The 12,090-nt window shown below is 58.5% G+C and carries 13 protein-coding genes; all 13 read right to left on the bottom strand.

What is annotated here, in order from left to right:
* Nucleotides 1-42: 42 nt before the first annotated feature.
* A complete protein-coding gene (locus LOY55_RS24825; RefSeq protein ID WP_109784981.1) occupies nucleotides 43-834 on the bottom strand; it encodes an amidohydrolase in 792 nt (263 codons plus the stop codon).
* Entirely contained in the window at nucleotides 822-1,970 is a 1,149-nt protein-coding gene (locus LOY55_RS24830; RefSeq protein WP_109785262.1) for a pyridoxal phosphate-dependent aminotransferase, read from the bottom strand. The genes LOY55_RS24825 and LOY55_RS24830 overlap by 13 nt, the downstream gene beginning before the upstream one ends.
* Nucleotides 1,971-2,126: 156 nt before the next feature.
* Entirely contained in the window at nucleotides 2,127-3,596 is a 1,470-nt protein-coding gene (gene der, locus LOY55_RS24835) for a ribosome biogenesis GTPase Der (RefSeq protein ID WP_109784980.1), read from the bottom strand.
* Nucleotides 3,597-3,736: 140 nt separating this feature from the next.
* The gene (gene bamB, locus LOY55_RS24840; protein WP_046026619.1) at nucleotides 3,737-4,888 is read right to left on the bottom strand and encodes an outer membrane protein assembly factor BamB; all 1,152 of its coding nucleotides are present in this window, start codon (nucleotides 4,886-4,888) and stop codon (nucleotides 3,737-3,739) included.
* A complete protein-coding gene (locus LOY55_RS24845; RefSeq protein ID WP_046026620.1) occupies nucleotides 4,881-5,522 on the bottom strand; it encodes a tetratricopeptide repeat protein in 642 nt (213 codons plus the stop codon). Before LOY55_RS24845 ends, bamB begins: the two co-directional genes overlap by 8 nt.
* Before the next feature lie 41 nt (nucleotides 5,523-5,563).
* Nucleotides 5,564-6,853 carry a histidine--tRNA ligase gene (gene hisS / locus LOY55_RS24850; RefSeq protein WP_046026621.1) on the bottom strand — a complete coding sequence of 430 codons (1,290 nt, stop codon included), beginning with the start codon at nucleotides 6,851-6,853 and terminating at the stop codon, nucleotides 5,564-5,566.
* A gap of 37 nt (nucleotides 6,854-6,890) precedes the next feature.
* A complete protein-coding gene (gene ispG / locus LOY55_RS24855; protein ID WP_258667051.1) occupies nucleotides 6,891-8,000 on the bottom strand; it encodes a flavodoxin-dependent (E)-4-hydroxy-3-methylbut-2-enyl-diphosphate synthase in 1,110 nt (369 codons plus the stop codon).
* 3 nt (nucleotides 8,001-8,003) lie between these two features.
* Complete coding sequence (locus LOY55_RS24860; protein ID WP_223524082.1) at nucleotides 8,004-9,068, bottom strand: RodZ family helix-turn-helix domain-containing protein; 1,065 nt, start codon at nucleotides 9,066-9,068, stop codon at nucleotides 8,004-8,006.
* Nucleotides 9,068-9,826: a type IV pilus biogenesis/stability protein PilW gene (gene pilW, locus LOY55_RS24865; RefSeq protein WP_077431311.1), complete on the bottom strand. Its 759-nt coding sequence runs from the start codon at nucleotides 9,824-9,826 to the stop codon at nucleotides 9,068-9,070. Before pilW ends, LOY55_RS24860 begins: the two co-directional genes overlap by 1 nt.
* A 17-nt stretch (nucleotides 9,827-9,843) precedes the next feature.
* Nucleotides 9,844-10,986: a 23S rRNA (adenine(2503)-C(2))-methyltransferase RlmN gene (rlmN, locus tag LOY55_RS24870; protein ID WP_007948172.1), complete on the bottom strand. Its 1,143-nt coding sequence runs from the start codon at nucleotides 10,984-10,986 to the stop codon at nucleotides 9,844-9,846.
* A 28-nt stretch (nucleotides 10,987-11,014) separates the two neighbouring features.
* Nucleotides 11,015-11,440, bottom strand: coding sequence for a nucleoside-diphosphate kinase (gene ndk, locus LOY55_RS24875; RefSeq protein ID WP_007916882.1), 426 nt, complete (start codon nucleotides 11,438-11,440; stop codon nucleotides 11,015-11,017).
* Nucleotides 11,441-11,532: 92 nt separating this feature from the next.
* Nucleotides 11,533-11,733, bottom strand: a complete 201-nt coding sequence (gene iscX / locus LOY55_RS24880; protein WP_007903597.1) for a Fe-S cluster assembly protein IscX — start codon at nucleotides 11,731-11,733, stop codon at nucleotides 11,533-11,535.
* Nucleotides 11,734-11,747: 14 nt separating this feature from the next.
* Nucleotides 11,748-12,089: an ISC system 2Fe-2S type ferredoxin gene (fdx, locus tag LOY55_RS24885; protein ID WP_109784978.1), complete on the bottom strand. Its 342-nt coding sequence runs from the start codon at nucleotides 12,087-12,089 to the stop codon at nucleotides 11,748-11,750.
* Nucleotide 12,090: the final 1 nt, after the last annotated feature.

A 12,090-nucleotide genomic window follows, 5' to 3' on the forward strand; every position in this document is an offset into this window, starting at 1 on the left:
CCAGGAGGAATCTGCACCCTTAATTGTTCCAACGTGCTGCGATCAGGTGAACTCAAACGTATCAGCATCCAGATTCGCCGGGAAACGGGTGCGATAAGCCTGAAGGTCGGCAGCGTTCAGCACCACCTGGAACACGCCGTCGGCTTCACCAACACTGAGCAAGGTTTCGCCCTGGAAATCCAGCACCTGACTGTCACCGGTGTAGGCAAAGCCTTTGCCATCGGTGCCGATGCGATTCACTGCGGCCACGTAGCAGAGGTTTTCGATGGCCCTTGCCGGCAGCAATCGGTTCCAGTGCTGACGCCGCGCACCCGGCCAGTTGGCGGTGTACAGCAGCAGGTCGGTGTCCTGGGCATCGCGGCTCCAGACTGGAAAGCGCAGGTCGTAGCAAATCAGCGGCCGCACTCGCCAGCCCTTGAGTTCGAACTGCACCTGACGCTCGCCCGGCGTGTAGTGATTATGCTCGCCCGCCATGCGAAACAGATGGCGCTTGTCGTAGTGCCAGACCTCCCCTTCCGGGCGCGCCCACAACAGACGATTGCGATGACTGCCGTCGGCGGCCTGAATGATGATGCTGCCGGTAATCACCGCATTGAGTTTTGCCGCCTGACTGCGCAGCCATTTGCTGGTCGGGCCGTTTTCCGGTTCGGCGAGCGTCTGCGACTCCATGGAAAAACCGGTGGTGAACATCTCCGGCAGGATGATCAGGTCCGCGCCGCGAGCCTGTTCCAGCAACTGCTCGAAATGCTCCAGGTTGGCCTGGCGGTCATGCCAGGCCAGCGTTGTCTGGACCAGCGCGACATTCAGGTTGGGCAATGCACTCAGATCACGCATAGTTTTGCCGCTGCTTCACGCAGGGTCTCCTCACGTTTGGCGAAGCACAAGCGCACCAGGCGCTGGCCGACCGGTGGGGTCTGGTAGAACACCGAGATCGGGATGCTCGCCACGCCATGCTCGCGGGTCATCCACAGCGCCATCTCGACGTCATTGAGGTCCGGACGGATCTGCGAGTAATCGACCAGCTGGAAATACGTACCGGTCACTCGGGTGAAGTCGAAACGCGACGGCGCCAGCAGATCGCAGAACAGATCACGCTTCGCCTGGTAGAAATCCGGCAGCTCTTCGATGTGTTCCGGGTGCTCGGCCATGAAGTCGGCCAAGGCAAATTGCAGCGGCGTCACACCGCAAAAACTGACGTATTGGTGAACCTTGCGCAGCTCGGCAGTCAGCGCTGGCGGCGCGACCACGTAACCGGTTTTCCAGCCAGTAACGTGATAAGTCTTGCCGAAGGAACTGACGACGAAGGCGCGCTGATACAGCTCTTGGTGATTCAGCACGCTGACATGAGGCACGCCGTCGAACACCAGGTGTTCGTAGACTTCATCGCTGACCAGATAGATGTCGCGATCACGAATCAGATCCGCCAACTGATCCAGCTCGGCACGGCTGATCAATGCGCCACTGGGGTTGTGCGGTGAGTTGAGAATGATCATTCGCGTGCGCGGTGTAATGGCATCGGCGAGCTTCTGGAAGTCGATGCTGAAATCAGCCAGCCCCAGTTGCACATGCACACAACGCCCACCGGCCAGTTCCACCGAAGGTTCGTAACTGTCGTAGGCCGGATCAAACACGATGACTTCGTCACCGCTGTGGATAACTGCCTGGATCGCACAGAAAATCGCTTGGGTCGCGCCCGGCGTGATGGTCACTTCATGGTCGGGATCGACATGAACGCCATAACTGCGAGCGATCTTTGCCGCCACTTGCTGGCGTAGCGCCGGCAGCCCGGTCATCGGCGAATATTGGTTATGGCCATTGGCGATGTGCCGGCCGACCGCGTCGCACAGGGCCAGCGGCGCATCGAAATCGGGAAACCCCTGGGACAGGTTTATCGCCCCGGTTTGCGCCGCGAGCTGAGACATCTGAGTGAAGATAGTGATGCCGACATTCGGCAGCTTACTGGTGATCATCGGTGATTCCCTGCTCTACACCCGGCTCTAACGGCGGCGCGGGAGAGCCCGAGGATAGCCCATCCGGTGCCCATAAAAAAAGGGCGCCAATGGGCGCCCTTCTTCTGATGCATTGATCGTTCCCACGCGGGAGCGTGGGAACGATCAAAGCTGCTTCTATTTCTTATCGCGGCGCTTTTTGTCGGCCTTTTTGTGGTGCGACATCATGCGACGCTTCTTGTTGACCTGGCGGTCGGTCAGCGTGGTCTTTTTGCCTTCGTACGGGTTCTCGCCGCCCTTGAACTCGATGCGGATCGGCGTACCGACCAGCTTCAAGACACGACGGTAAGTGTTTTCCAGGTAACGAACGTAAGACTTCGGCACCTTCTCGATCTGGTTACCGTGGATCACGATGATCGGCGGGTTCGCACCACCCAAGTGGGCGTAACGCAGCTTGATCCGGCGATTGTTGACCATCGGCGGCGCGTGCTCACCGACCGCATCTTCCAGAATCTGGGTGAGGCGGTTGGTCGGCCAGCGGGTCACGGCGGACTTGAACGAGTTCTGTACCGAAGCGTAGAGGTTGCCCACGCCCGTGCCGTGCAGGGCCGAGATGAAGTGGATGTCAGCGTAGTCGACGAAGAACAGACGACGCTGCAGCTCGACCTTCACGAAGTCACGCTCGCTCGGCGTCATGCCGTCCCACTTGTTGATCGCGATGACCAGCGCACGACCCGACTCAATGGCAAAGCCCAGCAGGTTGAGGTCGTGATCCACCACGCCTTCGCGGGCGTCCATCACGAAGATCACCACGTTGGCGTCTTTGATCGCTTGCAGGGTTTTGACCACGGAGAACTTTTCAACTTCTTCGTGGATCTTGCCGCGCTTGCGCACACCGGCGGTATCGATCAGCGTGTACTTCTCGTCGTTACGCTCGAACGGGATGTAGATACTGTCGCGGGTCGTGCCCGGCTGGTCATAAACGATTACCCGGTCTTCACCGAGCATGCGGTTGACCAGGGTCGACTTGCCGACGTTCGGGCGACCGATGATAGCGATCTTGATACCGTCTTTTTCGCTTGGGCCAGGAATGCGCTTGGCTTCCTCACCTTCGGCAACGATCTCTTCTTCGCCGTCTTCCGGCTCTTCTTCGTCTTTCGGGAAATCGCTCAGGGCGATTTCCAGCATCTGGGTGATGCCACGACCATGAGCACCCGCGATAGGGATCGCGTGACCCATGCCCAACGGGGCGAATTCAGCGCGGGCCATTTCAGGGTCGATGTTGTCGACCTTGTTGGCAACCACGTAAGAACGCTTGTTACGTTTGCGCAAATGCTCGGCGATCATCTGGTCGGCGGCGGTGAAACCGGCCTTGGCATCTACCAGGAACAGAACGACATCCGCTTCTTCAATGGCCAGCAGCGACTGCTCGGCCATTTTTTCGTCCATACCGTGCTCGTCACCGGAGATACCGCCGGTGTCGACCAGAATGTAGGAACGCCCTTGCCACTTGGCCTCACCGTATTGGCGATCACGGGTCAGACCGGACAAGTCGCCGACGATGGCGTCACGAGTCCTGGTCAGGCGGTTGAACAAGGTGGACTTGCCGACGTTCGGTCGGCCCACCAGGGCGATTACGGGAACCATGCGGCTCTCCACTTCGTTATTTCAGAAAATACAAAAGCCGCTGCGAGGCAGCGGCTGGTGCTCGGGGCAGCGCTTGAAGGCGCCGCAAGCCTTGCAGAACAAGGCCGCTTGGGGGTTAAACCCCAAGCATAGTCAAACCTTTACTTAATGGTCAGGGCTTCCAGTTTGCCGCTGTTGCCATATACATAAATCGTGTCACCCACCACCAGCGGACGGGCACGCAGGCCGTCGCTGTCGATGCGCTCGCGGCCGACGAAACGACCGTCCACCTGACTCAGCAGATGCAGGTAGCCTTCCATATCGCCGACTGCAACGTAGCTGGAGAACACTTCCGGTGCCGACAGTTGACGGCGGGCCAGCGAGTCGTTGCTCCACAACGCGGTTGTGGAACGCTCGTCGACGCCTTCAACAGTGCCCGAAGCCAGGCTCACGTAAACGTTGCCAAAACCCTGGGCGACACCGGCATAGCTGGAAGCATCGCGCTGCCAGAGCTGACGACCGCTTTCCAGGTCCAGAGCTGCAACGCGACCCTGGTAGCTGGCGACGTACAACGTACCGCCGGACAGCAGCAGACCGCCGTCGATATCGACCACACGTTCAAGCTCCGAACGGCCTTGTGGAATCGCTACGCGTTGTTCCCACACCGGCACGCCGTTGGAAATATTGAGAGCGACCACTTTACCGGTCGACAGACCAGCCACGGCCATACGGTTGGTCACGATCGGCGCACTGGTGCCGCGCAGGGTCAGGACCGCAGGCGTGCTGTCATACAACCAGCGCTGGTTGCCGGTCGCGGCATCCAGGCCGATCAGACGGTCGTCCTGAGTCTGAACCACAACCACGTCACCGTTGTTGGCCGGCGGTGCGAGGACTTCACTGGTCACGCGAGCGCGCCATTTCTCGTCACCGTTGACCGCGTCCAGGGCAACGATTTCGCCTTGGAGCGTGCCGATCATGACCAGCCCATAACCCACGCCAACGGCGCCGGAAACAGGCAGTTCGAGATCTTTCTTCCATTTGACGTCGCCATTGCTGCGATCCATCGCCATCACCACGCCAGTAACGTCGGCCGCATAGATGGTTGAGCCATCGATCGCCGGTACCAGCATGTTGTAGGTTTCGCCCTGACCGTCACCGATCGAACGACTCCACTGCTTTTGCAGGACCACTTCTTCTTTGAAGTCAACCAACTCGGCAGGCGGCAATTCTTTTTTGCTGTTGCTGCTGCAACCCGCGGCCAAAATGGCCAGAGCCAGCAATGCTGCATGTTTCCAACGAATCACGTCACGCATCCCCTTTGGCCAGATCGTCCAGCTTGATTTGCAGGCCACCGACCGCCGCTTCATCCGACAGTGCCGCCTTGGCTTTTTGATACGCCTTGTTCGCTTCGTCGGTACGACCCAATTGCACCAGCAGGTCGCCTTTGAGTTCTTCGCGAGTGGCCAGGAATGCTTTGTCGGCATCGCCTTCGAGCAACTTCAGGGCTTCATCGGCCTTGTTTTGCGCGGCCAGTACCTGTGCCAGGCGCTGACGGGCGATTTCGCCCAGTGCCGGGTTGGCCGGTTTGGCGACAATGGCTTTCAGCTCAGTGGCTGCGTCGTCCAGCTTGCCGCTGTCGACAGCGACTTTTGCCACGAACAGGCTGCCGTACTGCGCGTAGGCGCTGCCGCCGAACTCGCTGTTGAGCTTGCCGGCCAGGTCGGCAACACGGGCTGCGTCAGGCTTGCCGTCAGGTGTCAGCGTGGTTTCGAGCAATTGCTGGTAGAGCATCGAGGCGCCTTGCGACTGATTGCTCTGATACTTGTGGAACGCCTGCCAGCCGAAAACGATAACCAGCGCCAACAGGCCGCCAGTGACCAGGGGCTTACCGTTGCGTGACCACCATTCCTTCAATTCCATCAAATGTTCGTCTTCGGTACTCGACACCCCAATACTCCTTAATCGCTAATTCGGCTGTTTAGACAGCTTCAACCCTGCACGACGCAGGTGGCCAGGTGTGCAGCAAGCGCATCCCAGGCAATGCTTTGTTGTTCGCCCTGGCCACGCAGGGGTTTGAAACCTACCACTTGCTGGGCCATTTCGTCGTCACCGAGGATCAGCGCATACAGCGCGCCGCTCTTGTCGGCCTTCTTGAACTGGCTTTTGAAGCTGCCGGCGCCGGCATTCACTTGCAGGCGCAGGTTGGGCAATTGATCACGGACGCGCTCGCTCAAGGCCAGGCCGGCAATCTCTGCCGCTTCGCCGAAGGCACAGAGGTAGACGTCGACCTGACGGGAGATTTCTTCCGGGATCTGCTCCAGGGTTTCAAGCAACAGCACCAGGCGCTCGATACCCATGGCGAAACCGACACCAGCCGTTGGCTTGCCGCCCATTTGCTCGACCAGACCGTCGTAACGACCACCGGCACACACGGTGCCCTGGGCGCCCAGTTTGTCGGTGACCCATTCGAAAACGGTCTTGCTGTAGTAATCCAGCCCGCGAACCAGCTTCGGGTTGATGACATAAGGAATACCGGCGGCGTCCAGGCGAGCCTTCAGGCCTTCAAAGTGCACGCGGGACTCGTCGTCGAGGTAGTCGGCCATTTTTGGCGCGTCCACCAGGATGGCTTGCGTGTCGGCATTCTTGGTATCGAGAACCCGCAGCGGGTTGGTCTTCAGACGACGCTGGCTGTCTTCGTCCAGCTTGTCCAGATGCGCGGAAAGGAACTCGACCAGCGCTTCACGGTAGCGACCGCGCGACTCGGCAGTCCCCAGGCTGTTGAGCTCGAGCTTGACCGCATCACGGATACCCAGCTCGCCCCACAGGCGCCACGTCAGCACGATCAGCTCGGCGTCGATGTCCGGACCGTCGAGGTTGAACACTTCGACACCGATCTGGTGGAACTGGCGATAACGGCCTTTCTGCGGGCGCTCGTGACGGAACATCGGGCCGATGTACCAGAGTTTCTGCACCTGACCACCGCCGGTGATGCCGTGCTCAAGCACTGCACGCACGCAGGCTGCCGTGCCTTCGGGGCGCAGGGTCAGGGAGTCGCCGTTACGGTCGTCGAAGGTGTACATCTCTTTTTCGACGATGTCGGTCACTTCACCGATGGAGCGCTTGAACAGCTCGGTGAACTCGACGATCGGCATGCGGATCTGCTTGTAACCGTAGTTATCCAGCAGACGCGAAACGGTGCCCTCGAAATGACGCCACAGGGGAGTCTGTTCGGGCAGGATGTCGTTCATGCCACGAATGGCTTGCAGAGACTTGCTCACTTTAAATCCTTAAATTCGTTCGGCTCTTTAGTCCGGCTCAGCCACGCGCGATAACGGCAGCGTCGGCTTCGACCTTTTCGGCCGCTTTCTGGCGGATCAAGCGTTCAAGCTCATCCACCAGATTGTCATTCGTCAGTTTCTGCGACGGCTTGCCGTCGATGTAAATCAGGTTGGGCGTACCGCCGGTCAAGCCAATATGGGCTTCCTTGGCTTCACCCGGCCCGTTGACCACACAACCGATGACCGCGACATCCAGCGGCACCAGCAGGTCTTCAAGACGCCCTTCCAGTTCGTTCATGGTCTTGACCACATCGAAGTTCTGCCGCGAGCAGCTCGGACAGGCGATGAAGTTGATGCCACGGGAACGCAGGTGCAGGGACTTGAGGATGTCGTAGCCGACTTTTACTTCCTCGACCGGGTCAGCCGCCAACGAGATGCGAATAGTATCGCCAATCCCTTCGGCGAGCAGCATACCGAGGCCCACGGCGGATTTCACTGTGCCTGAACGCAAACCACCGGCTTCGGTGATGCCCAGGTGCAATGGCTGGACGATTTCCTTGGCCAGCAAGCGGTAGGCTTCGACGGCCATGAACACGTCGGAGGCTTTCACGCTGACTTTGAAGTCCTGAAAATTCAGGCGTTCAAGGTGCTCAACGTGGCGCAGGGCGGACTCGACCAGTGCGGCCGGAGTCGGCTCGCCGTATTTCTTTTGCAGGTCTTTTTCCAGGGAACCGGCATTGACGCCGATGCGGATCGGAATCCCGCGATCACGAGCGGCATCTACCACGGCGCGTACACGATCTTCACGACCGATGTTGCCCGGGTTGATTCGCAGGCAGTCGACGCCCAGTTCGGCGACGCGCAATGCGATCCGATAGTCGAAATGGATGTCGGCCACCAACGGCACTTTGACCAATTGCTTGATCTTGCCGAAAGCTTCGGCGGCGTCCATGTCCGGTACGGAAATACGCACGATGTCGACGCCTGCCGCTCCCAGACGATTGATCTGTGCGACCGTGGCGGCGACGTCATTGGTGTCGCTGTTGGTCATGCTCTGCACAGCGATAGGCGCATCGCCGCCAACAGGCACGTTACCGACCCAGATCTTGCGTGATTCGCGACGTTTGATTGGAGATTCGCCGTGCATGACTTATTGACCCAACTTCAGGCGAGCAGTCTCGCCACTGGTGAACGGAGCAACATCAACCGCCTGGCCGTTGTAGCTGACCTGCACGCCACGGGCGAAGCCCAGACGCACGGAAAACGGCGGCTTGCCGCTGACGGAAACGCTATCGCCTTTACGCTTGAGACCACTCAACAGCACCTTGCCGGAGCCATCGGTCACTTGCGTCCAGCAATCGGCAGTGAACTGCAACTGAACCTGACCCTGGCCAGCCACTGGCGCTGTCGTAACCGGAGCAGGAGCCGGAGTGGTCGGCGCCACAGGAGCAGTCACCACTGGGGCCGGAACAGCTGGAACAGTCGGAGCCGGGGTGGCCGGCGCTGGAACGACAGGCGCCGTGCTGTGGGTCGGGGTGACGGCAACCGGAGCGGCGTTGTGCGCCGGAGCAACAGGTGTTGGTGCTGTCGGTGCGGCAACAGGCGCAATGGCTTGAGCTTCAGCCGGCGCTTCAGAGGACGTCTCGGCTTGCGGCAAAGCCAGCGTAGTACTGTTGTCAGTCTGGCCTTCCGCGACGGCCTGATCTTCCGGCTCGTCCAGCGGATGAATCTGGGTGGTGCCGTCGGCGCCTTCCACTTCAACGTGTTCCGGGCTCAGACCGATCAAGTCCTTGGTGCGCAATGACGTTTGATCCTGCCACCAGACAAAACCGCCACCAATCACCGCAATCAGCAGCAACAGGCTGACAATTCGCAAAATAGTATGGGAAACCCGGACCGGCTCTTCGATACGCCCAAGGCTATGAACGCTGCTGCCTTGGGAATCAGTGCCGGTGGATTGGTCGAACTGCTGCACAAGAACGGCTTGATCCATGCCCAGCAATTTGGCGTACGCACGGATATAACCGCGAGCGAAGGTATGCCCAGGCAGCTTGTCGAATGCGCCGGCTTCCAGATTGCTCAAGGAGGTAACGGTGAGGTTGAGCTTGAGGGCCACTTCGGCCAGCGACCAGCCATTGCTTTCGCGGGCCTGGCGCAAAGTCTCACCGGGGTTAACGCGATTCGCTGCTACAACTTCGGGATGCGCCGCTTTCATCATTGCTCCGACAGGTATTGCTGATATTCCGGCGTACCGGGATAGAGTCGTTTTAGTTGCAGGCCTGCACTTGCAGCCTTGTCGCGATCTTCGAACACTTTTGCCAGCCGAACGCCGAGCAATAGACTACGTGCATTTTGCTCGGTCAGCAGGCTAAAACGATCGTAATAGTCACGCGCGGGCACATAATGCCTGTCTTCGAAGGACAACTCAGCCATTTCGAGCAATGCACGTGGCTGTTGGCGATTCAAACGCAGGGCTTTTTCAAGTTGCTGCTGCGCGAGATCACGCTCACCCAGCTTTGATGCAGTCATTCCCAGGTTCTCGAATACTCGCGAACGCTCAGGATACAGCGTATCGGCGGCGGCCTGCTCAAAGCGCTCGTACGCCTCTTTGTAACGTTTTTCCTCGAAAAGAAAACTGCCGTAATTGTTCAGGATTCGCGCATCGTCGGGACGGGAAGACAGTGCCTTGCGAAAATGCTGGTCGGCCAGTTCAGGCTCCATTTCGGCCTGGAACACCAGAGCCAGCGCTGCGTTGGCGTCAGGGTCCGAGCTATCCAGTTCCAACGCCTTTTTCAGCGGGACTTTGGCGCGCTCTGTCATGCCTTGTTGCAAGTACCCCAACCCCAACTGCACGTAAGCCACACGTGCTTCATCGCGCCCCTTGCTGGTCTTCATCGGGTTGAAATCGCCCGACAGGACACATCCAGCACACAGGCTGGCCCACAGCAAAAGCAGCGCGAAGCGCAGGGACATAGAGATCCTCTCTTGAATTATTTCGCGGCGTTCTGCGCCATATCGTTTTCTGCGCTCAATTCACGCACGGCGATATAACGCTCGCTGCGACGGGTGCGATCCAGCACCTGCCCTACCAATTGGCCACACGCGGCATCGATGTCTTCACCGCGGGTGGTGCGTACGGTGACATTGAAGCCTGCATGGTGAAGCTGATCCTGAAACCGGCGAATCGCGTTGTTGCTCGGGCGCTCGTAACCGGAATGCGGGAACGGGTTAAACGGAATCAGGTTGATCTTGCACGGGATGTTCTTGAGCAACTCGATCATCTCAACGGCATGTTCAACCTTGTCGTTGATGTCCTTGAGCAAGGTGTACTCAATAGTCAGCACACGTTTTTCGCCCAAGGACGACATGTAGCGCTGGCACGACTCGAGCAGCATCTTAAGCGGATATTTCTTGTTGATCGGCACCAATTGGTTACGCAATGCGTCATTCGGTGCGTGCAGGGACAACGCCAGGGAGACGTCGATGTGCTTGGACAGCTCATCGATCATCGGCACCACGCCGGAGGTCGACAGGGTCACACGGCGCTTGGAAATGCCGTAACCCAGGTCGTCCATCATCAGATGCATGGCTGCAACGACGTTATCGAAGTTCAGCAGCGGCTCACCCATGCCCATCATCACCACGTTGGTGATGGCACGGTCGGCGGTTGCCGGGATGCTGCCGAACGATTTATTGGCAATCCACACCTGGCCGATGACTTCGGCGGCGGTGAGGTTGCTGTTGAAACCTTGCTTGCCGGTGGAGCAGAAACTGCAATCCAGGGCACAGCCTGCCTGGGACGAAACGCACAAAGTGCCGCGTTTGCCCTGGGGAATGTAGACGGTCTCGACGCAGCTGCCGGACGCCACGCGCACCACCCACTTACGGGTGCCGTCGGTGGAAATGTCCTCGCTGACCACTTCAGGGCCGCGAACTTCGGCAATAGCCTTGAGCTTGTCGCGCAAGGCCTTGCTGACGTTCGTCATGGCGTCGAAATCATCGACGCCAAGGTGGTGAATCCATTTCATTACCTGACCGGCACGGAAACGCTTCTCCCCGATTGAGTCGAAGAATTTTTCCATTTCCTGCTGAGTCAGACCCAGCAGGTTGGTTTTTACAGTCGATGTAGTCATGGATTCACCTTCACTCTTAAGCCAATGCTTAGCGAGTGGTTACTTCAGTAGCTGCGAAGAAGTACGAGATTTCGCGAGCAGCAGCGGCTTCGGAGTCCGAACCGTGCACAGCGTTGGCGTCGATGGAATCAGCGAAGTCAGCGCGGATGGTGCCGGCAGCAGCTTCTTTAGGGTTGGTAGCGCCCATCAGCTCACGGTTCAGAGCGATAGCGTTTTCGCCTTCCAGAACCTGAACAACAACCGGGCCGGAGATCATGAAAGCAACCAGGTCGCCGAAGAAACCACGAGCGCTGTGCTCAGCGTAGAAGCCTTCAGCTTCAGCTTTGGACAGTTGCTTCAGTTTCGAAGCTACAACGCGCAGGCCTGCTTTTTCGAAACGAGTGGTGATCTCGCCGATGACGTTTTTTGCAACAGCGTCAGGCTTGATGATGGAGAAAGTACGTTGAACAGCCATGGTGTAACTCCAGAAACGGTAATTTGCGAAAAATTAAACCCGCGAATTATACGCGGGTTCTTTGGTATTGCCTAACTGCGTACGGTGCAGACTCAGTCTGCTTCTTCGATCCAGGCGGCCTGAATGGCTTCAAGCACCTTCTCGCCACCGCGGGTCGGATCATCACTGAACTCCGGCAATGCCAGCACCCATTGGTGCAGATCGACGAAGTTCACATAACGCGGATCCACTTCCGGCCTGGACTCAGCCAGCTGGATCGCGATTTCAAGCACATCAACCCATTTCAGACTCATGTCGCTTCCTTGAATCAGTGCGGCGCTTCAGCCGCATGGTTGAGCGAATATTTCGGAATTTCGACCGTCAGGTCTTCCGTACCGACCTTGGCCTGGCACCCCAGGCGGGACTCGCGCTCAAGACCCCAAGCCTTATCAAGATAGTCTTCTTCCAGCTCGTCAGCTTCTTCAAGCGAGTCAAAGCCTTCGCGGATGATGCAGTGGCAAGTGGTACAGGCGCAGACGCCGCCACAGGCACTTTCCATCTCGATATGGTGTTCATGAGCCAGTTCGAGGATCGATGTACCGGGCTCAGCCTCAACAACCATGCCTTCCGGGCAGAACTTCTCGTGTGGCAGAAAAATGACCTGCGGCATC

Origin of the sequence: Pseudomonas sp. B21-040 (assembly GCF_024748695.1) — a bacterium.
Lineage (GTDB): Bacteria > Pseudomonadota > Gammaproteobacteria > Pseudomonadales > Pseudomonadaceae > Aquipseudomonas.

Bases quoted from the DNA above. Each gene is read 5' to 3' on its own strand.
- fdx (WP_109784978.1), bottom strand. From the start codon at position 12,089: ATGCCGCAGGTCATTTTTCTGCCACACGAGAAGTTCTGCCCGGAAGGC.
- LOY55_RS24830 (WP_109785262.1), bottom strand. From the start codon at position 1,970: ATGATCACCAGTAAGCTGCCGAATGTCGGCATCACTATCTTCACTCAG.
- pilW (WP_077431311.1), bottom strand. From the start codon at position 9,826: ATGTCCCTGCGCTTCGCGCTGCTTTTGCTGTGGGCCAGCCTGTGTGCT.
- LOY55_RS24860 (WP_223524082.1), bottom strand. From the start codon at position 9,068: ATGAAAGCGGCGCATCCCGAAGTTGTAGCAGCGAATCGCGTTAACCCC.
- bamB (WP_046026619.1), bottom strand. From the start codon at position 4,888: ATGCGTGACGTGATTCGTTGGAAACATGCAGCATTGCTGGCTCTGGCC.
- iscX (WP_007903597.1), bottom strand. From the start codon at position 11,733: ATGAGTCTGAAATGGGTTGATGTGCTTGAAATCGCGATCCAGCTGGCT.
- LOY55_RS24825 (WP_109784981.1), bottom strand. From the start codon at position 834: ATGCGTGATCTGAGTGCATTGCCCAACCTGAATGTCGCGCTGGTCCAG.
- rlmN (WP_007948172.1), bottom strand. From the start codon at position 10,986: ATGACTACATCGACTGTAAAAACCAACCTGCTGGGTCTGACTCAGCAG.
- ndk (WP_007916882.1), bottom strand. From the start codon at position 11,440: ATGGCTGTTCAACGTACTTTCTCCATCATCAAGCCTGACGCTGTTGCA.
- ispG (WP_258667051.1), bottom strand. From the start codon at position 8,000: ATGCACGGCGAATCTCCAATCAAACGTCGCGAATCACGCAAGATCTGG.
- der (WP_109784980.1), bottom strand. From the start codon at position 3,596: ATGGTTCCCGTAATCGCCCTGGTGGGCCGACCGAACGTCGGCAAGTCC.